Here is a 22,008-nt window from a genome sequence, read left to right as displayed (position 1 = left end):
TGCGATCTAAATCACAAATTTTGGAGCCACCTTATGTCATCCGACACCACCATGGAGTCTGCTGGACTCTCGTCCCTTGCCAGAACAGGCAATAGCAATCAAGAAGCATCCAGCGATGCACTCGAAGCCAGCCAGATCGCCAGGCCCCCGCAATTGAATGATGTGCAACTCGACGATAAATATACGTCGAACAGCGGCACGATCTTTTTGTCAGGTATACAAGCACTGGTAAGACTGCCCATGATGCAGCGCCAGCGCGACCTTGCTGCGGGCTTGAATACGGCGGGATTTATTTCCGGTTATCGTGGTTCCCCTCTGGGTGGCCTGGATGAAACATTGTGGAAAACCAAAAAACTGCTGGAGCAAAACCATGTGCAGTTCGTGCCCGGCGTCAATGAAGACCTGGCCGCCACCTCAGTCTGGGGCTCGCAGACGGTAGACCTGATAGGCCCGGCCAAATACGATGGTGTATTTGGCATGTGGTATGGCAAAGGCCCGGGCGTGGATCGCAGCGCCGATGTCTTCAAGCATATGAACCATGCAGGCACATCCAAACATGGCGGTGTCTTGCTGGTGGCTGGTGATGACCATGGTGCGTATTCATCGACTCTGCCACACCAGTCTGACCATATTTTCTCTGCCTGCATGATCCCCATGCTGTATCCCAGCAATGTGCAGGAATACCTGGACCTGGGCTTGCATGCCTGGGCCATGTCGCGTTTCTCTGGCTGCGCTGTCGGCTTCAAGGCGCTGGCGGATACGGTAGAGTCCACCTCGTCTGTGGATGCCGATCCTTTCCGTCTGCAAATCAAGATACCGCAAGACTTTGTCATGCCTGAAGGTGGCCTGAACACCCGTTTGTCACTGGACACCCTGGGTATCCAGGCACGCAAGCAGGAAGCCCTGATGCAGGATTACAAAATCTATGCAGCCCTGGCTTATGCCCGTATCAACAAACTCAACCATGTCACCATAGACAGCCCGACTGCGCGCCTGGGCATCGTTGCCTCAGGCAAGTCTTATCTCGATGTGCTGGAAGCGCTGGAAGAACTGGGCATCGATGAGAAATTCGCTGCCGAGATAGGCATACGTCTGTTCAAGGTATCCATGCCATGGCCGCTGGAACCGGATGGTGTGCGGGAATTTGCCCAGGGTCTGGATGAGATACTGGTAGTCGAAGAAAAACGCCAGATGGTCGAGTACCAGCTCAAGGAACAACTGTATAACTGGCGCGATGATGTGCGCCCGCGCGTCATCGGTAAGTTCGATGAAAAAGGCGAATGGGTACATCCGCGTGGTGAATGGCTGTTGACATCTAAAGCTGACTTTTCAGTAGCACAGATTGCCCGCGTGATTTCTTCCCGCATATCCCGTTTCCATACCAGTGACCTCATCAAGGCGCGCCTGGCGTTTTTGGAAGCCAAGGATGTCGTGCTCAGCAAACAGGTCAATACACCAGCACGCCCAGCTTACTATTGCTCAGGCTGCCCGCACAATACCTCGACCAAGGTGCCGGAGGGTAGCCTGGCACTGGCTGGTATCGGTTGCCACGTCATGGCAACCGCGATTTACCCTGAATTCAATAAACTGACGACCCATATGGGTGGCGAAGGTGCGCCGTGGATAGGGCAGGCCGCATTCTCGACTTTGCCGCATGTGTTCCAGAACCTGGGGGACGGTACTTATTTCCATTCCGGCTACCTGGCAATACGCGCAGCCGTCGCTGCGAAGGTCAATATCACCTACAAGATTTTGTATAACGATGCCGTTGCCATGACGGGTGGTCAGCCTGTCGATGGCATTATCAGTGTACCTATGATGGCACAGCAGATGGCGGCAGAAGGTGTCAAGCGCATCGCCCTGGTGACTGAGGATTTGTCGCGTTATACCGATCGCTCCAACCTGCCGAGCTTTCTGACCCTGCATGACCGCAAGGACATGGATGCGGTGCAGCGTGAGTTGCGCGACATCCCCGGCGCGACCGTACTCATTTACGACCAGACCTGTGCTGCGGAAAAACGCCGCCGCCGCAAAAAAGGCGAATTCCCCGACCCCAACCAGCGCATGTTCATCAATGAAGCCGTTTGCGAAGGCTGCGGTGACTGTGGTGTGCAATCCAACTGTACTTCCATCATGCCGGTGGAAACAGAATTTGGCCGCAAGCGCAGCATAGACCAGTCATCCTGCAATAAGGATTATTCCTGCGTCAAAGGTTTCTGTCCGAGTTTTGTCACTGTAGAAGGCGGCAAGCTGGTCAAGTCCAAGACAGGTACGGCAAAGACCGATGACTTTGGTGCACTGCCAGAACCACAATTGCCTGCCTGTGAAAGCTCTTACAATATCCTGTTGAACGGCATAGGCGGCACAGGCGTGATCACGGTTGGTGCCCTGCTGGGCATGGCCGCACATCTGGAAGGCAAGGGCGCGTCGGTACTCGACATGACAGGCATGTCGCAAAAAAATGGCTCAGTGACTTCGCATATACGCATCGTCAACCAGGCTGACAAATTGCGTGCACAGCGCATTGCGACTGGTGAAGCTGACCTGATTTTGGGTTGCGATATTTTGACCGCTGGCGCACATGACGCGATTTCCAAGATGCGCGCAGGCCGTACCCGTGCTGTCATCAATACCCATGAACAACCGACTGGCCCGTTTGCGAAGAACCCTGACTGGCAATTCCCGCTGGAATCAGTAGAGCACCTGATCTCAGAATCAGTCGGTGGCAATGTTGATTTCATCAATGCCACCAAACTGGCAACCGCCTTGATGGGCGACTCCATCGCCACCAATTTGTTCATGCTCGGTTTTGCTTATCAGAAGGGTGCGATACCAGTATCTGAAACAGCCTTGCTACGGGCGATAGAACTGAATGGCGTGGCGATCGAAGCCAACAAGAAAGCCTTCCTCTGGGGCCGCCGTGCAGCGGTGGATTTTGCCCGCGTTGAAAAAATCGCCATCCCTGGCCAGCCTGTTGTCATCCAGATGCCGCAAAGCCTGGATGCACTCATCAAACGCCGTATTGCGGTATTGACGGATTACCAGAATGCCACCTATGCCCAACAATATGTGGACCTGGTCGATAAGGTCCGCAAGGCTGAATCTGCATTGAACGCTGGTAACAAGTTCAGCATGGCAGTTGCCAAATATGCGTTCAAGCTCATGGCCTACAAGGACGAATATGAAGTCGCACGCCTGTACACCAATGGCGATTTCACGGCAAAACTCAAGCAACAGTTTGAAGGCGATTTCAGCCTGAAATTCAATCTGGCACCCCCTATCTTCTCGAAGAAAGACGGGCAGGGCCATCTGGTCAAGGCGCAATATGGTTCCTGGATCTGGCAGGCATTCAAGCTGCTGGCTAAACTCAAGGGCTTGCGTGGCACAGCACTGGATATCTTTGGCCGCACAGAAGAACGCAAGGCCGAGCGCGCGCTCATCGTTGAATACACAGCCCTTATGGAAAAACTGGCAGCAGGTTTGAATGCAGACAACCTCGAACAGGCCATCTCCCTGGCGAACCTGCCTGAAAAGATACGCGGTTACGGCCATGTCAAAGAAAAGGCCATGCAGGCGTATCATGCAGAGAAGTCAGTCTTGCTGAATCCTCAGACACCTGTAGTGATCAAGGAAGTATCGCGCGTGGCGTAATTTCCTAATGGCAATCTGGCAAGTTAGGTGAAAAACCTGCCTTGCCAGAGTGGCATCAGTGATGTTGCTGTAGCTAATTGTACGGGTAGATAAGTTTTTTCAATATCCAGTATCCATGAAGCTTTCCAGACATTTTATTGTTGTAAGCCTCGCCCGGCCTGAGATTGCTGTTTTACATATTCATGTTGACGTTTACGTTAACGTCATATAACTTAGCTTAACCCAAACGCAGTGATTGTTACTAAAGAGCAATGATCATTGTGATAAAACAAGACCGATGAGGAAGACATGACTGACCTGTCCGTTGCCCAGAACCTGACTGAATACAAACCTGCCAACAAAGTGCGCTTTGTTACCGCTGCTTCCCTGTTCGATGGCCATGATGCCTCGATCAATATCATGCGCCGCATCTTGATGGCGAATGGTGCAGAAGTGATCCATCTGGGTCATAACCGCTCGGTAGAAGAAATCGTCACTGCTGCCCTGCAGGAAGATGCCCAGGGCATCGCCATTTCCAGTTACCAGGGTGGCCATGTTGAATACTTCAAATACATGATAGACCTGCTCAAGCAACGCGGCGGTGCGCATATCAAGGTGTTTGGCGGTGGTGGTGGTGTCATCGTGCCAGAAGAAATAGCCGACCTGCATGCCTATGGCGTGACCCGCATTTTCAGCCCTGAAGATGGCCAGCGCATGGGCCTGGTGGGCATGATCTTGTCGATGATACAGGCTTGTGACAGTGACCTCTCTGGCTATGCGCCAACTACACTGGCAGTATTGCAGCAAGGCGATATCGCCGACAAACACCGCCCGCTGGCACAATTGATTACCGCGCTGGAAAACGACAAGGTCGCGCCAGAATTGCGCACCCAATTGATGGATGCGGCAAAAGCCAGCAAGACACCAACCCTGGGTATCACGGGTACCGGTGGTGCCGGTAAATCTTCGCTGACGGATGAACTGATACGCCGCATACGGCTGGACCAGGATGATCACCTGAACATCGCCCTGATTTCCATAGACCCGTCACGCCGCAAATCTGGCGGTGCCTTGCTGGGTGACCGTATACGCATGAATGCGATTAATCCCTGGAAGGGCAAGCTCAAGGTTTTCATGCGCTCACTGGCAACCCGTGAAGCAGGTTCAGAGATTTCACAAGCCCTGCCAGATGTGATTGCGGCCTGCAAGGTCGCCGGTTTTGATCTGGTCATCGTCGAGACTTCCGGTATAGGTCAGGGCGACGCGGCGATCGTGCCGCATGTTGATGTGTCCATGTATGTCATGACGCCAGAATTTGGTGCGGCGTCACAACTGGAAAAAATCGACATGCTGGACTTTGCCGATTTTGTCGCTATCAATAAATTTGACCGCAAAGGCGCACAGGACGCCCTGCGCGATGTCGCCAAACAATACCAGCGTAATCGCGAATTGTGGACGCAAAAGCCGGATGAAATGCCAGTCTATGGCACGCAAGCTTCACGCTTCAATGATGATGGTGTTACTGCTCTGTATCAAGGCATCTTGCCAGCGCTGGTGCAACGTGGTTTGCTGGCCAAGCCCAGCAAGCTGGCTGCCATCAATGTCAAATATTCCAGCGCCAAGAATGTCATCGTGCCACCGGCACGCAGCCGTTACCTGGCCGAGATTGCAGATACAGTACGTGCCTATCACAAGAATACCGGCAAGCAGGTCTTGATTGCCCGTGAGCGCCAGCAACTGCAAGAAAGCAAGCGCATGCTGTCAGTGGCAGGCAAGTCTGCCGATTTTGATGACCTGATTACTGAGCGTGAAAACCGTCTCGATGGTGAATCAAAAAAACTCATCAGCATGTGGCCAGACATGCAGGCTGCCTACGCTGGTGATGAATATGTCGTCAAGATCCGCGACAAGGAAATCCGCACCCGCCTGGTACAGCAATCGCTCTCTGGCACCAAGATACGCAAGGTGGCTTTGCCACGCTTTGTCGATCACGGTGAAATCCTGCGCTGGCTGCTGCTGGAAAATGTGCCTGGTTCTTTCCCCTTTACCGCCGGTGTGTTCGCCTTCAAACGTGAAGGTGAAGACCCTACCCGTATGTTTGCCGGTGAGGGTGATCCTTTCCGCACCAACCGCCGTTTCAAGCTGGTGTCGCAAGGCATGGATGCGAAACGCCTGTCGACTGCTTTTGACTCTGTGACACTGTACGGTGCAGACCCGGCCATACGTCCTGATATCTACGGCAAGGTCGGCAATTCTGGCGTGTCAGTCGCGACACTGGAAGACATGAAGGTCTTGTATGACGGCTTTGACCTGTGCGACCCGGCCACATCGGTATCCATGACTATCAATGGTCCGGCACCGACGATACTGGCCTTCTTCATGAATACTGCCATCGACCAGCAGATGGAAAAATTCCGCGTCGATAACAAGCGCGAACCGACTGCTGATGAGTCAGCAAAAATACGCGCCTGGGTATTGCAAAATGTCCGCGGCACGGTGCAGGCAGATATCCTGAAAGAAGACCAGGGTCAGAACACTTGTATCTTCTCGACAGAATTCTCACTGAAGGTCATGGGCGATATCCAGGAATATTTCGTCCATCACCAGGTGCGCAATTTTTACTCTGTTTCCATCTCCGGTTACCATATTGCCGAAGCAGGTGCGAACCCGATTTCTCAACTGGCGTTCACACTGTCGAATGGCTTCACCTTTGTCGAAGCCTATTTGGCACGTGGCATGCACATTGATGATTTTGCGGCCAACCTGTCCTTCTTCTTCAGCAATGGCATGGACCCTGAATACACCGTGCTGGGCCGTGTTGCCCGTCGTATCTGGGCAGTGGCAATGCGTGACAAATATGGTGCGAATGACCGCAGCCAGAAACTGAAATACCATATCCAGACCAGTGGCCGTTCCCTGCATGCACAAGAGATCGACTTCAATGACATCCGCACCACGCTGCAAGCCCTGATTGCGATCTACGACAACTGCAACAGCCTGCACACCAATGCCTATGATGAGGCAATCACCACGCCTACGGATGAATCTGTACGCCGTGCTTTGGCTATCCAGCTCATCATCAACCGTGAATGGGGTCTGGCGAAAAATGAAAACCCTATCCAGGGCAGCTTCATCATCGAAGAACTGACTGACATGGTAGAAGAAGCCGTCATGCAAGAGTTTGAACGCATTGCTGAACGCGGTGGTGTACTGGGCGCAATGGAAACCGGTTATCAGCGCGGCAAGATACAGGAAGAATCCATGCACTATGAACACCTGAAACATGACGGCACTTTGCCCATCATTGGTGTAAATACTTTCCGCAATCCAAAAGCCAATGACACGCCGCAAAAGATAGAACTGGCGCGTTCAACGGAAGAAGAAAAGCAATCGCAGTTGCAGCGCCTGGCAGATTTCCATAGCCGTCATGCGGACGTGGCACCGAAGGCGCTGGCGGCTTTGCAGCAGGCGGCGATCAATAATGAGAATGTGTTTGCAAGGTTGATGGATGCGGCGCGGGTTTGTTCGCTGGGGCAGATTACGACTGCGCTGTTTGAGGTCGGGGGACAATACCGACGCAACATGTAGGAAGCTTCAAAAACCTTTTAATCGGGCGCATAGCTGCGTTGTAAATGCTCGCAATACCTACGTATTGCTGTGCTTTACGCCTTGCTCTGCATCCCGATGAAAAGGTTTTTCGAAGCTCCCTGACGGGGGGAATCCGGGCACCAATTAGCGGGCGCATTACTGCGTTGCAAATGCGCGCAATACCGACGTATTGTTGTGCAAGGGTTAACGTTGGCCTTGTACTGCATCCCGCTGAATGAATTTCTCAGCGTGCCACGGATACGGTTTGCTGGCGGCGCTGCGCGCGCCTTTGTAAGGCACTGAAAGGCGAATGAATCTGCATGTATTGGGGATGAAAATTTTTTGACTCAACAAAGCCCGAAAACTCTTCGGGTTTTTTGTTTTTTCGCTGTGCACTATTTATTGCTAGAATACCTATCTACATTCAATTTGGTCATGGCTGCGGTGCTGCAGCTTTCAGGAGTATTCCATGCGTACCATTCTCGTTTTAGCTTGTATCTCTATTCTCGCTGCTTGTAACAAACCACCAGAACCCAAGGTTGAACCCAGCGCTTCGGCCAATATTCTTTCCGAACAAAAAGCGCAGCTGGACAAGGCGAAAGCGGCGGCGCAGTTGATGCAGCAGAAGGCGGATGAACAAAGGGCGATTGTTGAGGTCCAAACGGGTGGAGCTGCTGCCAAGCCTGCGAAGGGTGATGCGGGCAAGTAGCGTTGCTTTGTGGGGCACTTGGCTGCAGGCTGGTAAGCAAAATATGTTTTTCCAATAGGAGCGCTTCATGTTGATTTCTTTTCGTCGTCTTGCCTTGGTTTCCTGTCTTAGTCTGCCTTTGCTTGCTCATGCGCAATTGCCTGTGCAGGCCAATCCTGATCATGAGGCCATGCTGGCCAGTGTGGATGCGCGGCTGGCTGCGAACAAGCGGCTGGTGTATGACTTTTGGCGGGAAGTGTTTGAAGGCGGGCATATGGAGCTGGCAGACAAATATCTGGCCGAGTCCTATATGCAGCACAACCCAGGAGTAGGGACAGGGCGTGCGGCTTTTGTCGAACTCTTCAGCAAATTCGTCAAACCCAAAGACATACAGGCCAGGGTCAAGGCGCCGCTGGTGGCGATTACTGCCGAGGGCGATAAAGTGATTTTGAGCTTTGTCAGTACTGTGCCAGATCCCAAAGATGCCAGCAAGAAATACACGACAACCTGGTTTGACATGTTCCGCATAGAAAACGGGAAGATTGCAGAACACTGGGACCCGGCTTTAAAAGACAGTCATTGAAAGGTTTGCAGACAGATGTTGCATAAAAATTTGATTTCAGAAGCGGCATCTTTGCCAAGTGCGTGGCGGTCTGCCATCTTGGGCAAGGCTGGTGGTGCGCAAGTCAAAGTCTTGCGCATGGATGAATGTGACTATCCTGACGAAACCCACGACTTCACGGAAGCGCTGCTGGTGCTGGATGGGCAAATGAATCTCGACATTCACGGCGAGATTGTCGCTGTCAAAGCGGGTGAGCTGTATCTGGTGCCTGCGCATACTCCGCACGCGGTTGCGGCTGGCAGCAGGGGTACCCTGGTTATCATTGATCAGTGAATTGCAAGAATATTGGAATAAGTTTTAGCAGCAGATCGTGTACTTCATCTTGAATCTATATTTAATACGGAGACAGCATCATGCAAAAAATCACCCCTTTCCTCTGGTTTGATCATCAGGCTGAAGAAGCCGTACAGTTTTATCTCGACATCTTCAAGGATGCAAAAATTCTCAGCATTGCCCACTATGGTGAAGGCGCACCCCTGCCCAAGGGGACGGTGCTGACCATCAAGTTCACCATGGCCGGGCAGGAATTTGTGGCACTCAATGGCGGCCCGCATTACAGCTTCACTCCGGCGATTTCTTTTGTCATCGATTGCGAGTCGCAGGAAGAAGTAGATTATTACTGGGACAAATTATTGGCGGGCGGCGGCAAAGAAAGCCAGTGTGCCTGGCTGACGGACAAGTACGGTCTCTCCTGGCAAGTCGTGCCACAAGCCTTGATCAATTATCTCAATGACGCTGACCCGGCCAAGGCGCAAAGGGTCATGATGGCTATGTTCCAGATGAAGAAAATTATCATTGCTGACCTTGACAAAGCCTATAGGGGATGAGTTTGTAAAAAATGTAAATTTTGTAAATATTTCTGCCTATATCCAAGTTTTGATTTTATTTATGTAAGATTGCCAGACCCAAAATTCAGCGTATATGAATTGCTATGAATCGCTGATTGCCAGTCTATAAGTCACTTACATCCAAAGGTAAATAAAATTGAAACTACCAAAGCCATTGATTGCTGCGTTTTTTTTGTTCGCCGTGACGGGGTTTGCCATGGCTGAGACCATCGTCGTGAATCCTTATGGTAAGTACCTGGAAGGTGAGGATGTGGAAGTGGAGATGGCGCAATTTGCTGGCAGAAATGCAGAGGGTTTGTATGATATCTTGCTGAAGATGAAGGGTGCCGCAGCATTTAATGCCGGTATCGATGGCAAGACGATCAAATACCGCGCAGTACACGGTGGCTCTGGCGTGGATTACCAGCTCAATGGCAAGACACGTATGTCGCTAAGGCAAAATTCGGGCGGATCTGCTTCGTCTTATCAAGTGTTTTTGGATGGCAGAACAATTTCCATTAGTGAGGTAAAGTCAAAATCTCAAGAGGTGCGGCCCCTGCATTTGCTGACTGCCTCGACAGAAGCTGCAAAATAAATTGTCTGCGCTATGACACAAATGCCTGTTCTGATGACAGGCTTTTTTTTGCCCGCTCACTATCGATTCCAGTATCCCGACGCGTAAGTGTATTACTCGCTAAAATATGTGTGAAAATGCAATTTGCTGCAGGCTACTTTGCAGACCATTGCCGACGTATGAATTTATTGTGTGTTTTAGCGGAATTGTATGCATACCAGAAAACTTTTACTGACTTTGTTTGAATACAAGGCCTGGGCCAATGCCGACTTGTATCAGCTGGCAGCCAGCGTCTCGCCAGACGAGCATGCGCGTGAATTGCATGATGCGATACGCATCCTCAATCATATCTATGTAGTTGACCAGATTTTCGTCGCCAACCTGCAAAGCCAGCAACATGGCTTTACTGCGCTGAACACCAAAGAAACACCCACGCTGGCCGATTTGCAGCGAGGCGTGCAAGAAGTGGATCAGTGGTACATGGACTATGTCGCTGCCCAGCAAGAAACCAGGTTCGCAGATGACATACGCTTTACTTTTGTGGATGGTACACCTGGCTGCATGTCCCGTGGTGAGATGTTATTGCATGTAGCCACCCATGGAAATTATCACCGGGGTGCGGTTGGCCGTATCTTGTTCCAGATAGGCAAGCAGCTACCGAAAGATACTTTGACCGTATTCCTGAGCCAGCAAACGGCTGCTCAGTCTTGACTACCATACGCAGAGCCAGTGATTCGGATGCCAGCGCCCTGCAGGCAATTTACCAGAAATGCCTGGTTGAAGCTGCATGGCAGCAGCGTGCTGTAGAAACCATTCCCGGTTTTGCTGATGTTACTCATGGCGAAACAGTGTGGGTCGCAGTGGATGCAATGGATCATATATTGGCCGTTCTTGCAGTGCAGGAAGGTGATGCCTATATCCATCACTTGTATGTAGATCCTCAAGCGCAAACGCAGGGTCTGGGCAGGGCTCTGTTGCAGCATCTGCAAACTTATTTGCCTTTCCCCTGGCAATTGAAATGCGTGGCACAAAACCATGCTGCCCTGAAATTTTATCAGCATCTGGGATGGCATCAAATCGAACAGGGGCAAGGTGAAGATGGGGTTTATTATCTGTTGGAACATACTGGGCCACTTCAGGAAAATAATTCCACTGAATAATTATCCCTATGAAATATAAAAAAATACTTGCGACCTGCTTGTTGGCAGTATCTGGTTGTGCTTGCGCAGATGTTGACGTCAATATCAAATTTCTGCATCCACAGGCACTCGAAGTGAGTTATCAGTTACCACCGGCATGCGCTCAACTGGTTTTTAAAAAGCATGGCAGTGATGCAGCAAAAATACGTAGTAGCTGGCAGCCACTTGATACTTGCAGCAAGGCGGATGGTGAGCAAGCGAGCAGTCAGCAGGCAGCGTGTACGCAATTACGTTTCCAGGTACCTGTCAGTGCGAATAAAGTGCGGGGTTATCCCGCAGCTTTTCCCGTGGGTGACGCGATCTACGTTCATACCAGCAATTTTGCCGTGGATGAAAGTTGCGGCAAAGTGAACTACAGTTTTAGTGCACCTGGTATTGCCATGAATGCTCGGTTATTTGCAGACAATGCCAGGCCCGCTGATGGAAACGGTGGTGATATGGCTGCCTTATTATTGCCAAAGCAATTAAAGGTGGTAGGTAATTTTATTGGCTATTTTGACGCCGCAATGGGGGAAGCCAATATCAGCAATATACGCAAAACGGGTGACGAAAGCGTCACTTTTTTGCGCCAGGCTTTGCCAAAAGCAAAATTCGAGATGCCCATCGTTGCGGTCTCCAGGGTTGCAGGTCCTGGTGGCCTCAGGCCAGATGGCGACGCTGCCGACGTCATGCGTCTGGCTTTTGTCAATTGGCCCTTGCAGCCGGATGCGGAGACAGAACGCATGATGACCTTGTTTGTGTCGCATGAATTTAGTCATCGTTTTCAAATGCGTGATGCGACTGATGCCTATGCCGATGCACGCCTGATCCATGAGGGTGGTGGCGAATTCTTGCGCTGGCTGATGGCTGTACGCAAAGGATGGCTGAACCATGAGCAGGCAGCTGAAGACTTGAACATGGCTCTCGGCGATTGTCTGCTGCATGTGCGTCAGTCCAGTTGGGGCAATTTGACAGCAAATGAGATACGTGGCGGGCTGCTTGATTATCGCTGTGGTCTGGCAGTCTATGTATACGGATTGGCAGCCAGGCAGGGCAAGGCAGGACCATTTGAGCGTTTTGATGGTTTTTATGAGGAACTCAGGCAGGTACCGGCGCAGGCACCAAGGCCAGATTTTGCCCAAGCCCTTGAATGTGGCGATGAACATGACTGCAAAAGTACATGGTTGCCCCGACTGCTCGGCAAGCAGGAAAGCATGCAGGCTGTCTGGGTAGATTTTTTCCGTCAAACGGGGCTAGCACATCCAGTCGTCGCCAGCCAGCAACAAAAGAATGCCATGATCAATCAAGCCATGCAGGAATTGATGAGAGCGGATTGCGGCAGCGCCAGCATGTTTCCACAAGCGGACAAAATCAGCGTGGATGAAGTCAAGGGTTGCAAGACACTGCGTGGTGGCATGAATATCATCAAGTCTGAAAATTTGCCTTTATATAATCATTCTGACACCTTGGCTGCCACCATAGCTGCTTGCAGGCTGCGGTCGCAGGTAAGATTGACCATGGACTCTGGCTTGCAACTGGACCTGCCCTGCAAGCAGGCATATCAGCCTGTTGAGCAATTTTATGCAGTTGATATGAAGAAACTATTAGCTAGCCTGGACCGCTGATTGTATAAATTTGTACCTCGCCAGATTTGCCGCTTGTAGTCTGTGCAGGTTTGAGGAATACTGAAAATGTAAGCTGTATTTACTTTCGACACCATCCCGTAGCTCATTCAGGAAAGCCCATGCCAGGCAAAGTTGAAGTATCCAGAGTTGCCCTATACCGCGCCATGGTAGAACAGGCTCAGGATGCCTTGCTTGTGTTAGAGGGAGAGCATTTCATTGATTGCAATCCCAGTGCGGAAAGAATGTTTGGCTTATCAAGAGAGCAATTGTTGTCCAGCTCGCCTGTGCATCTGTCTGCCGCCACTCAGTTTGACGGGCGTGATTCCCTTACTGCTGCCAACAGCTATATAGAACTGACCAAATCTGGTCAGCCCCAACATTTTGAATGGGCTTCCCGCAGGGCAGATGGTAGCCTGTTCACTTCTGAAGTAGCGTTGAATCTCCTGGAAGATAATGGTCGACTATGCATCGTTGCCGTGGTACGTGATATTTCAGAGCGTAAGCAGGCAGAACTGGCTACGCGCAAGAAAAATGAAAAACTCCGCGTTTTACTGGAAAATTTTCCTGGTGGTGTTTCACTGATCGATGAAAATCTCAGGGTCGTGGCCTGGAACGGTGAGTTGTTGCGTATGCTGGATTTGCCAACAGCCCTGTTTCAGGGACAGCCACCCTTGGCGCGTGAAGTGTTTGAAGCGAATATCAAACGTGGTGAATATGGTGAGTTCAGCAGCGCCAGCGATGAAGAAAAACTGGCCAAGCTCATGGCCATCATACAAAGCGATGTCCCTTATTCTTATGAACGCCTGCGTTCTGATGGCAGCATTATAGAAGTGCGTGGCGTGCCGGTAGAAGGTGGTGGCTTTGTTACCACTTGCATGGATGTGACAGCCAAACGCCGTATAGAAATTGAATTCCGCAAGCAATCCCTGTTTCTGAAAGCCGTGCTGGCACATATGCCCCAGGGTCTAAGTGTGTTCGATGATCAGTTGAAACTGTATTTGTGGAACCAGGGTTTTCTTGATGTGCTCGATTATCACCCCGATGCGATTTACCATGGGGTGCCATTTGAAGACTTATTGCGCATCATGGCCGAACGTGGTGAGTATGGGGAAGGTGATATTGAAGAACTTATCAGCACCCGCCTGACTCTGGCCAGACAGTTTCAGGCGCATGAGTTTGAACGCACCCGCCCAAATGCCCATACCCATCTGGTGCAGGGCAAGCCCATCCATGAAAATGGCAAGTTGCAAGGTTTTGTCACCACCTATACCGACATTACTGAACTCAAAAAAGTGCAGACGGCCTTGTCGAAAGCCAATAGTTTGCTGGAACAGAATATCGCCGAGCGCACTACAGAGCTACGCCATACCCAGGATGATTTGATGCGCAGTGAAAAACTGGCAGCCCTGGGTTCGCTGGTGGCCGGTGTAGCGCATGAACTCAATACGCCCATCGGCAACAGCTTGTTGACAGCCAGTACCCTGCAAGCCAAGACCCAGGAATTTGCCCAGAAGGTAAGTGACGGCAATATTCGCCGCTCGGATCTGACGGCTTATTTGCAGGCGGCGCAACATGCCAGTGAGTTGATAGAGCATGGCTTGAACAATGCTGCTGATCTGGTTGTCAGCTTCAAGCAAGTGGCTGTCGACCAGGCCAGTTCCAAGCGCCGCCGTTTTAATCTCGGCAAGGTTTGCCATGATGTGATTGCCACCATGATGGCCAAGATACGCCAGGCGGGTCTGCGTATCAACATGGATATACCAGAGCAAATAGAACTGGATAGTTTTCCGGGGCCGCTGGATCAGGTTATTTGCAATCTGGTCGATAATGCCATCCTGCATGCCTTTGAAGGCAAGCCCGACGGACAAATCTGGATCAGCGCCACCATGCTGGGGCAAGACAGGGTAGAACTGCGCTTCGACGACAATGGTGTGGGCATACCCACAGAAAATCTGGGCCGGGTATTTGATCCCTTCTTTACCACCAAGCTGGGTCAGGGTGGTACCGGACTGGGCATGAATATCGTCTATAACATCGTCACCAGTTTGCTGGGTGGCGATATTCGCATAGAGAGTGAAGAAGGTGCCGGTACCAGTTTTGTCATGCAAATCCCTCTTGTCGCAACTGTCAATGATACTGACTCTGCTGATCCCGCTGGTCCGGCTGACTAATGCGCTCGGGTATTACCGGTTTGAGAAGAGCGGTCGGCTATACTATCTTTCTTTTTGCATCAAGAAAGCCCTTCATGTCCCAATTTCCCGCCTGCCCAGTCTGCTCCATGGAAAATACTTACCCAGATGGCGACAACTATATCTGCGCCGATTGTGCGCATGAATGGCCAATGCAAGCCACATCGGCAGCGGAAGATAGTGATGAGCGCATCGTCAAGGATTCAAACGGCAATGTACTGGCTGATGGCGATGCAGTTGTCCTCATCAAGGATCTGAAAGTCAAAGGTTCGTCTACCACATTAAAAATGGGTAGCAAAGTCAAAAGCATACGCCTGGTCAGCGGCGACCATGAAGTCGATTGTAAAATGGACGCAGGCAATTTCATGTTAAAAGCCTGTTATCTGAAAAAAGTCTAATCTGGAGTAATGCATGCGGCACATACTGGTCTATGGTGATTCTTTGTCCTGGGGCTTGATCCCGACGACACGCAAACGTCTGAACTTTGAAGAGCGCTGGCCAGGTGTACTGGAGATCGGCCTCAACAGTGCTGACCAGCATGTGCGCGTAGTGGAAGATTGCCTGAATGGACGTCGCACGGTGTGGGAAGATCCCTTCAAGCCGGGGCGCAATGGATCACAAGGTCTGGCGCAGCGCATAGAAACCCTGACACCCTTGTCACTGGTGATCGTTATGCTGGGCATTAATGATTTTCAGTCCATGCATCAGAATGACGCCTGGTTATCCTCACAAGGATTGGCTGTGATTATCAATACCATACGCCAGGCGCCGATAGAACCTGGTATGCAGATCCCGCCCATACTCGTCGTTGTACCGCCACCACCACGCATACCAAAGGGTACGATTGCTCCCAAGTTTACTGGTTGTGAAGAAAAATGTGCGGGTCTGGCCGACGCCTATAAAGAAGTTGCCGCCGCTGCAGGCTGCCATTTCTTTGATGCAGGCAGTGTCGTCACCTCCAGCGAATACGATGGCGTGCACCTGGATGCTGACCAGCATCTGATACTGGGCTGGGAACTGGTCGGTGTGGTGTCTTCGATCTTGAAGTAAGTTTTTATGAGCGCCGACTTGCATGCCATTCAAAACCTGTTGGCCAGGTTTGCCAATAGTTTTGACCTGAAAGACTGGAATGCTTTATGCGGCTGTCTGGCTGCATCTGTTTACACTGATTATTCAGATTTGCGCGGTACCCCACCCGAGCAGATGAGTAATAAGCATTACGCGGAATTACGCCGCATCGCCTTGCAAGATTTGCAGACCCATCATCTGAGTGGCAATACTGAAATAGAATTGACAGGTGATACTGCCAGGGCAAAAGTCTCTACAGTTATTTTTCGCAAGAATGCAGAGGGCCAGACCCTGCACACCCATTGTCTGTATGAATTTGGTTTGATCAAGCCCAGTGGGCAATGGCTGATCAATGCCATCGTCCAGAAAGTATTCTGGAGCGATGGCCAGACTGCGATACACGCCGGTATCGTCAAATAAGAAAGCCACCCCAAAGGTGGCTTTCTTGTTGCGCTAGCAAGCGTAAAGTGAATTACACATCAGGCAAATTGTATCTGACCATCGTAAATGCCCACGAGTGCAATCGCTGCTGAAATATCGGTCGCCGTGACTGCAGAGGCAATTGCGATACCATTCGTGATGGATGCCTCTGGTGTCAGGTAATTCAAACCCCATTCCACTGCAAACTGGTTGGCGACCTTGATTTTGTTGTCCAGCAAATTGACAACCCAGCCCCAGGTCGCATCGCCAGTGAAAGCACGTGCGCCTGCGAGCACGGCACTGACCATGGAACCACGGCTTTGTATGCCGGTATCAAGTTCATTGAGCCAGTATTTCATGCCGGCTGCATCAGCGCCATCGGTCCTGCCCATGGCATTCTTATAAATGATATTGATGAAATCAGTATTGCTGAGGCTGGCGCTATAACCGGTTTGTGCCGGGAACTGGGCTGCCGCCAGGAAAAATGCATCACCTATCTGCTTGAAACTCATGCCTGATTTGAACTGATTGATCCAGTAATCAAGGCCATCGGCATCTGGCACGCGATTGAAATAGGCAACATACAATTCTTCCAGCGCCTTCAATTCCCCAGTCTTGATGGTATGCGCATTGTCATACACTGTGGTATTCACGATGTAGTCGGTGAACTGTATTTTCTCTACACTGTGGGCAGCCCAATAAGCCGCATTCTGGTTACCCAGTAACATGGTGTTGTTGCCGATTTCCCAGACAAAATAACTGCCACCACCTGTACCCAGTTTGGCACTGATGACCAAGGTGTCTGTGCCTGCGCCACCATCAATATAGTCATAACGTACAGATTGAGGCGCACTCAGGCCTATCGTATTATTGCTGCCATCAAACTGGTAAATAGTGTTATTGGCATTCAGGCTGCTGCTGGCACCACTGACGTTGATGATGGTCTTGTCCAGTGTCGTGGATTCAGTCTGTTGTGTGGTACTGAGGTTTTTGCGTATATAACCAGTATTATCTACGGTCGTCAGGCTCAGGCTGGCCCCTGACTTGTAGGCACCGGAGCCATAGGCATCAAAATAGACTTTGTCTGTGGTATTGACAGTGTTGCCGCCTATCTTCCAGGTATAGGCCAGCAAGCTGCTGTCGGGCACCGATGGTTGATAGATGCCGGGTATGCTCGAATACAGGTCAAGATAGTCACCAATGGCGGCATAATATTTCAGCGCAAAGGCTTCTTTTTCAGGCGCACTGAAAGCCACACCCAGGTGATTCATTTTTGAATCCTGGGTTGCGCGCCAAATACCCGTATTACGGTAATAGCCACCTTCATAAGTACCGACCACGCCGAGATCACCATCCTTATAACCAAGCCAGGCAGACCAGGGGATGCGGCTCAGCGAATCGGTGACATGCGGGCTATTCAGGAAGCCAGAATCAGTCACAGGATAATTACTGGCGATGGAAGTATCCACATATTCATCCTGCAGGCCGGCAAAGCTGTGGCCGATTTCATGCAACACCACTTCAGCAGAAGAAATATTTCCGGCAGATGCCCAGGCGATGGAACCACCAGCCCCGCCGTATAGTGCGGTATTGACCAGCACTATCACCAGTTCATGCGCGTCGCTGGCGACAGCGCCATTGACAACCGTATTTACCTTGGAAAAATCACCATACAGCAAACGTCCGTCACTACCATGCTGGGTAGCATCGAAATAGGTATTGACGCTGATATTCTTGTTGGGTTGGTCCGTACCTGATTGTGCAGAGGCGACAAAAATGGCGTTGGCATTAAACAGGTTTTTATACGGTGAAAATGGAGCATTCAGCTTGGCATTGGCATCACCCAGCATATTGTCGAGAAATTTTTGCGCATCTGCCAAAAACTGGGCGCGCTCAGCGGCGGTATAACCTTCAGCGACAAAGACAATATCAACGCGGTTTTTACTGCTGCCATTATTGAGTATGGTGGTGACGTCTGCCATGATGGGTAAGCCCTGTTATAAGTACGGATTTTAGCAACACTGTAGCCCAGCATTGCCGTGTCAAAAGTATTCCCGTAAATATATTAACAAAAACGGGCAAACGCTATCGTACAACAATGTATATGAAAAAAGACATGAATTTCATGTAGGGAATTGCAACAAGTGTTGCAAAATTGAATTGCGATACTGACGGTTCATTTTCTGATGATCCCAGCACGATCAGAAAAGTGCGTTCTGCGCTTAGTACACATCCCGTCTGTACAGCCCCAACTCTGCCATGCGTTCCAGTTTATCCAGACCCAGCAGATTACTCAAGGTCTGGTGCACATCTTCCGCCATGCCTTGCAGGCTGCCGCAGACAAGTATGGCAGCCCCTTGCTCTACCCACAGCCGGATATCAGCCTGTTGCTCTTGCAAGGCATGTTGTACATAGCGGCGCTCAGCCTGGTCGCGCGAGAAGCACAGGCTCACTTTATTGAGCGCACCATTTGTTTTCCAAGCCAGGATTTCTTCGCGATGGAAAAAATCATGTGCTTCATTTCTTTCGCCAAAAAACAACCAATTGTGTAAATGACCATTCGCAGTACGTGCTTTGATGTGGGCACGCAAACCTGCCAGTCCGGTGCCGTTACCGATCAGTATCAGTGGATGGTCTTGCGATGGCGCGTGGAAGTTGCGGTTCTCGCGTATGCGCAGTTTGATGGGTTGCCCGATTTTTGCATAAGCGGTCAGCCAGCCAGAACCTATGCCCAGGCTGCCATCGGGTCTGTGCATCTGGCGCACCAGCAATTCCAGTTTGCCATCGGCAGGCAAGGACGAGATCGAATATTCTCGATGTGGCAGGGCAGGGCGTTCGGCCATATTACTTATCTGCTTATTTACCTGATTTGTGTCCGGGGGATAATCAGGGCCAATTTCGGCGATATCGCCAGCTTGCCACGCATAATCAGCACTGCCAGCATGTTGTGCCGGGACACAGGCGATGCGATAAGCAGGACCACCCAGGCTGCCGGGGTTAAGCAATTCTCTTTCTGTCAATATCCACTCCTGGTAACCAGGTTTGCTCCAGTCTGCCATCTCGGTGTGACCACTGAGCAGGCCCAGATAATGTTGCCAATGACGTAGCGCACCTTCATCGCCGTTATCGACTTCTATCATGTCAAACAGACTATGCGCCTGCTGATGCTTGAGCCAAAGATCCACTCTGTGGGCAAAGGCGCAGAATTGCTGATAATGCCTGTCACCCAGTGCCAGTACGGCAAAATGCAAATGTGATAAATCGATTTTCTGGCTCATTACCAGGCGGGTGAAGGCTGCTGCATTGTCTGGGGCATCGCCTTCACCGGTAGTGCTGACGATGAACAGCATGCGGCTGCTCTTGCTCAGGGTTTCCAGCTTGATGCTGGCCATGCTGCTGATAGCAACTGTCATTCCGGCATCTTGCAAATGTTGCGCAGTTTTAAGGGCGATCTGTTCCGCAAAACCTGTTTGACTGGCATAAGCGATCAGTATGCTTTGCTCATTATTCTGGTCCAGTTCCGAACTAAAACCTTTGTGCTGGGCAGCTAATTCGTCTTTATGCCTGCGCATGGTTTGCAGGCAAAAACTCAGGTAGCTTATGACGACGAGGGCAGTGCTGGATTGTCTTTGTGCAGGCAAGGGTAGAAAAAAACTGGCCAGGCACAAGAGCGTCAGGGCCAGGCAGATACGGTTCATCCAGCTTAAAGAAGGCAGGCGCATCTTGCTTAATCCAGCATGGCAATGAGGGCCTGGCTCATTTTTTCTTCAAAGCCAGATGCTGTTCTTTGCAGGAACAAGGCAGCGATCTGATGTTGATTGGCATATGCCAGCCCGGCAGAGCAACCCAGTACCGTCAGCGCAGTTGCCATGGCATCAGCCACCATGCATTCTGGATGCAATACAGTGACAGATGCCAGATCATTGTCTACCGGGTAGCCAGTGCGCGGGTCCAGGGTATGCGCATAGCGGTGGCCATCCTGTTCAAAATACTGGCGATAATCGCCTGATGTCGCAATCGACAAGCCGTGCAGGGCGACCAGATATTCCTTGTCCAGTTTGCCGCCATTGTCTGCAGGGTTTTCTATTCTGACCCACCAGGGTGACTGGTCTTTTTTCATGCCCAGTCCGCGCAGCTCTCCCCCCAGTTCTATCAAGTAGCTGGTGATTTTTTGCGCATCAAGGTAACGGGCAATCTGATCCAGGGCAAAGCCTTTGGCAATCGACGACAAATCCAGAGCGACGTTGCTGGTACCCGTGCCATTCTGGCGCAAGCGTTGCTCCAGGTGGTCAAGCTCCAGTGATTTCCAGTTGCCCGCTTGCAGGGTGCTGTTGATCTCAGCTTCGGTAGGTTTGTTTGCGCGTTTGCCTGTAGGGCCAAAACCCCACAGATCAACCAGCTTGCCTGTCGTGATATCGTAAGCTCCGCCTGTCTGTTGTGACAGATAGAGGCTGTAGTCAACCAGCTTGAAAAACTCTGCTGGCAAAGATTGCCAGCTATGCGCCGGTGCACGGTTGAACTCGCATAAATGTGAGGAGGGATCCCAGGTACTCATTTGCATGACGACCTGGTTCAGCTCAGCCTCTATACCTGCCTGCAATTCGTGCGCGTCATGGGCCGGCAGGCAGAGCAGTTGCACAGTCCAGCTGGTGCCCATGCTGTTGCCACCGAGTGTATGGCTGATGGCATGGGCAGGCGGAATTTGTGGTGCCGCTACATCCAGCGGTATAAAAACACGACGCATATTCACACAGTATAAATAGCTATTATTGCGGCAAGACTTCCAGCGTTACTACATAACTGGCAACTCTGGATTTGGCTGGAGCTTTGACTTGTTTGTCGTCCTTGATTTCTGCTTCCATCCAGTACATGCCTGCATTTGCCCAGGTCACGCTGAACTTGCCGTCGCTATCAGTGACGAAAGTTTTTTCATCCAGTTTTTGACGATAACGCAAGCCACCAGCAATCAGGGTGACACTGACTTTGGCTGCTGGTTTGCCATCCAGTGTCAGGCGAAACTGGGCTGTTTCACCAGCGACCAGATCGTTAGGGTGAGTGGCACCGCTCAATTCCAGGCCACTGCCAGTAATATCCATGGCCTTGCCACCGGGTTTACCATTGGTGACAAAAGTTTCTACGCGACCACTGCGTTGTGTGACTTGCAGTTCTTCGGCATTGGCGGGCACTTCCTTGGCAAATGTTTCTGCCGTACCGCGCCAGCGTTTTACCTTGCCTTCTTCCTTGTAGCTGGCGAACAGGCCTTCATTCAGGATACCGATTTTATAGCTGCCGATCTGGCTCAGTTTGACATCAAAGCTGCTGCGGTATTTACCTGTGCTGGCGTTTTCCGGTTTTAATGCCGAGCCATCTGGTGCTGTGATAAACAGGTTATCCAGTTTCAGGGCATTGTGATCAAAAACGAAGACATCGGTAGCAGCCGCTGCATCAACGGTTACCCATGGCGTATTGCCAGCGACAATGGTGGAAGACGGCACCAGAAATGCACGGTGCGCCTGAGCCGTGAAAGCCGCGCAAGCCAGAGCTGAGAAGAGGGCGATTTTTTTAAAATTTTTCATGATGGTTCTTGAGCCTTTTTACA

At 51.0% G+C, this 22,008-nt stretch carries 18 protein-coding genes; 14 read left to right on the top strand and 4 right to left on the bottom strand.

The window, feature by feature from the left end:
* Positions 1-33 precede the first annotated feature (33 nt).
* The 14 genes from AC3WQT_RS10190 (at position 34) to AC3WQT_RS10125 (ending at position 16,409) form a co-directional block, all read left to right on the top strand.
* The gene (locus AC3WQT_RS10190) at positions 34-3,651 is read left to right on the top strand and encodes an indolepyruvate ferredoxin oxidoreductase family protein (RefSeq protein ID WP_492703765.1); all 3,618 of its coding nucleotides are present in this window, start codon (positions 34-36) and stop codon (positions 3,649-3,651) included.
* 288 nt (positions 3,652-3,939) lie between these two features.
* Positions 3,940-7,218 (top strand): fused isobutyryl-CoA mutase/GTPase IcmF, encoded by a 3,279-nt coding sequence (icmF, locus tag AC3WQT_RS10185; RefSeq protein WP_492703764.1) that lies wholly within the window; start codon positions 3,940-3,942, stop codon positions 7,216-7,218.
* A gap of 469 nt (positions 7,219-7,687) precedes the next feature.
* Positions 7,688-7,927: a hypothetical protein gene (locus tag AC3WQT_RS10180; protein ID WP_492703763.1), complete on the top strand. Its 240-nt coding sequence runs from the start codon at positions 7,688-7,690 to the stop codon at positions 7,925-7,927.
* 67 nt (positions 7,928-7,994) lie between these two features.
* Positions 7,995-8,489 (top strand): nuclear transport factor 2 family protein, encoded by a 495-nt coding sequence (locus AC3WQT_RS10175; RefSeq protein WP_492703762.1) that lies wholly within the window; start codon positions 7,995-7,997, stop codon positions 8,487-8,489.
* Between the two features lie 15 nt (positions 8,490-8,504).
* Positions 8,505-8,801: a cupin domain-containing protein gene (locus AC3WQT_RS10170; protein WP_492703761.1), complete on the top strand. Its 297-nt coding sequence runs from the start codon at positions 8,505-8,507 to the stop codon at positions 8,799-8,801.
* 80 nt (positions 8,802-8,881) lie between these two features.
* On the top strand, positions 8,882-9,355 hold the full coding sequence (locus AC3WQT_RS10165) for a VOC family protein (RefSeq protein ID WP_492703760.1): 474 nt from the start codon (positions 8,882-8,884) through the stop codon (positions 9,353-9,355).
* Between the two features lie 157 nt (positions 9,356-9,512).
* Positions 9,513-9,950, top strand: a complete 438-nt coding sequence (locus tag AC3WQT_RS10160; protein ID WP_492703759.1) for a hypothetical protein — start codon at positions 9,513-9,515, stop codon at positions 9,948-9,950.
* 189 nt (positions 9,951-10,139) lie between these two features.
* Positions 10,140-10,640 carry a DinB family protein gene (locus AC3WQT_RS10155; protein ID WP_492703758.1) on the top strand — a complete coding sequence of 167 codons (501 nt, stop codon included), beginning with the start codon at positions 10,140-10,142 and terminating at the stop codon, positions 10,638-10,640.
* Positions 10,637-11,089 (top strand): GNAT family N-acetyltransferase, encoded by a 453-nt coding sequence (locus AC3WQT_RS10150; protein WP_492703757.1) that lies wholly within the window; start codon positions 10,637-10,639, stop codon positions 11,087-11,089. Before AC3WQT_RS10155 ends, AC3WQT_RS10150 begins: the two co-directional genes overlap by 4 nt.
* A gap of 8 nt (positions 11,090-11,097) precedes the next feature.
* Complete coding sequence (locus AC3WQT_RS10145) at positions 11,098-12,732, top strand: hypothetical protein (RefSeq protein ID WP_492703756.1); 1,635 nt, start codon at positions 11,098-11,100, stop codon at positions 12,730-12,732.
* A gap of 119 nt (positions 12,733-12,851) precedes the next feature.
* Positions 12,852-14,903 (top strand): PAS-domain containing protein, encoded by a 2,052-nt coding sequence (locus AC3WQT_RS10140; protein WP_492703755.1) that lies wholly within the window; start codon positions 12,852-12,854, stop codon positions 14,901-14,903.
* 74 nt (positions 14,904-14,977) lie between these two features.
* Entirely contained in the window at positions 14,978-15,319 is a 342-nt protein-coding gene (locus AC3WQT_RS10135; protein ID WP_492703754.1) for a zinc ribbon domain-containing protein YjdM, read from the top strand.
* A 13-nt stretch (positions 15,320-15,332) separates the two neighbouring features.
* The gene (locus AC3WQT_RS10130) at positions 15,333-15,971 is read left to right on the top strand and encodes an SGNH/GDSL hydrolase family protein (protein ID WP_492703753.1); all 639 of its coding nucleotides are present in this window, start codon (positions 15,333-15,335) and stop codon (positions 15,969-15,971) included.
* Between the two features lie 6 nt (positions 15,972-15,977).
* Entirely contained in the window at positions 15,978-16,409 is a 432-nt protein-coding gene (locus tag AC3WQT_RS10125; protein ID WP_492703752.1) for a nuclear transport factor 2 family protein, read from the top strand.
* Positions 16,410-16,468: 59 nt separating this feature from the next.
* On the opposite strand, the gene AC3WQT_RS10120 is transcribed toward AC3WQT_RS10125, so the two are convergent.
* The 4 genes from AC3WQT_RS10120 to AC3WQT_RS10105 form a co-directional block, all read right to left on the bottom strand.
* Positions 16,469-18,391 (bottom strand): M64 family metallopeptidase, encoded by a 1,923-nt coding sequence (locus AC3WQT_RS10120; protein ID WP_492703751.1) that lies wholly within the window; start codon positions 18,389-18,391, stop codon positions 16,469-16,471.
* Between the two features lie 240 nt (positions 18,392-18,631).
* Positions 18,632-20,107, bottom strand: coding sequence for a sulfite reductase subunit alpha (locus AC3WQT_RS10115; RefSeq protein ID WP_492704144.1), 1,476 nt, complete (start codon positions 20,105-20,107; stop codon positions 18,632-18,634).
* Between the two features lie 29 nt (positions 20,108-20,136).
* The gene (locus AC3WQT_RS10110) at positions 20,137-21,153 is read right to left on the bottom strand and encodes an FAD:protein FMN transferase (protein ID WP_492703750.1); all 1,017 of its coding nucleotides are present in this window, start codon (positions 21,151-21,153) and stop codon (positions 20,137-20,139) included.
* A gap of 22 nt (positions 21,154-21,175) precedes the next feature.
* The gene (locus tag AC3WQT_RS10105) at positions 21,176-21,985 is read right to left on the bottom strand and encodes a DUF4198 domain-containing protein (protein ID WP_492703749.1); all 810 of its coding nucleotides are present in this window, start codon (positions 21,983-21,985) and stop codon (positions 21,176-21,178) included.
* Between the last annotated feature and the right edge of the window lie 23 nt (positions 21,986-22,008).

The sequence above is a fragment of the Undibacterium sp. FW305-107 genome (assembly GCF_058788535.1).
The sequence above is the reverse complement of the archived record's forward strand: the minus strand, read 5'-3'. Positions and strand labels throughout refer to the sequence as shown.

Excerpts from the sequence above, each read along its gene's own strand:
- AC3WQT_RS10130 (WP_492703753.1), top strand. The coding sequence starts at position 15,333 with ATGCGGCACATACTGGTCTATGGTGATTCTTTGTCCTGGGGCTTGATC.
- AC3WQT_RS10170 (WP_492703761.1), top strand. The coding sequence starts at position 8,505 with ATGTTGCATAAAAATTTGATTTCAGAAGCGGCATCTTTGCCAAGTGCG.
- AC3WQT_RS10105 (WP_492703749.1), bottom strand. The coding sequence starts at position 21,985 with ATGAAAAATTTTAAAAAAATCGCCCTCTTCTCAGCTCTGGCTTGCGCG.
- AC3WQT_RS10115 (WP_492704144.1), bottom strand. The coding sequence starts at position 20,107 with ATGAACCGTATCTGCCTGGCCCTGACGCTCTTGTGCCTGGCCAGTTTT.
- AC3WQT_RS10165 (WP_492703760.1), top strand. The coding sequence starts at position 8,882 with ATGCAAAAAATCACCCCTTTCCTCTGGTTTGATCATCAGGCTGAAGAA.
- AC3WQT_RS10135 (WP_492703754.1), top strand. The coding sequence starts at position 14,978 with ATGTCCCAATTTCCCGCCTGCCCAGTCTGCTCCATGGAAAATACTTAC.
- AC3WQT_RS10145 (WP_492703756.1), top strand. The coding sequence starts at position 11,098 with ATGAAATATAAAAAAATACTTGCGACCTGCTTGTTGGCAGTATCTGGT.
- AC3WQT_RS10190 (WP_492703765.1), top strand. The coding sequence starts at position 34 with ATGTCATCCGACACCACCATGGAGTCTGCTGGACTCTCGTCCCTTGCC.
- icmF (WP_492703764.1), top strand. The coding sequence starts at position 3,940 with ATGACTGACCTGTCCGTTGCCCAGAACCTGACTGAATACAAACCTGCC.
- AC3WQT_RS10110 (WP_492703750.1), bottom strand. The coding sequence starts at position 21,153 with ATGCGTCGTGTTTTTATACCGCTGGATGTAGCGGCACCACAAATTCCG.
- AC3WQT_RS10140 (WP_492703755.1), top strand. The coding sequence starts at position 12,852 with ATGCCAGGCAAAGTTGAAGTATCCAGAGTTGCCCTATACCGCGCCATG.
- AC3WQT_RS10120 (WP_492703751.1), bottom strand. The coding sequence starts at position 18,391 with ATGGCAGACGTCACCACCATACTCAATAATGGCAGCAGTAAAAACCGC.
- AC3WQT_RS10125 (WP_492703752.1), top strand. The coding sequence starts at position 15,978 with ATGAGCGCCGACTTGCATGCCATTCAAAACCTGTTGGCCAGGTTTGCC.
- AC3WQT_RS10175 (WP_492703762.1), top strand. The coding sequence starts at position 7,995 with ATGTTGATTTCTTTTCGTCGTCTTGCCTTGGTTTCCTGTCTTAGTCTG.
- AC3WQT_RS10180 (WP_492703763.1), top strand. The coding sequence starts at position 7,688 with ATGCGTACCATTCTCGTTTTAGCTTGTATCTCTATTCTCGCTGCTTGT.
- AC3WQT_RS10155 (WP_492703758.1), top strand. The coding sequence starts at position 10,140 with ATGCATACCAGAAAACTTTTACTGACTTTGTTTGAATACAAGGCCTGG.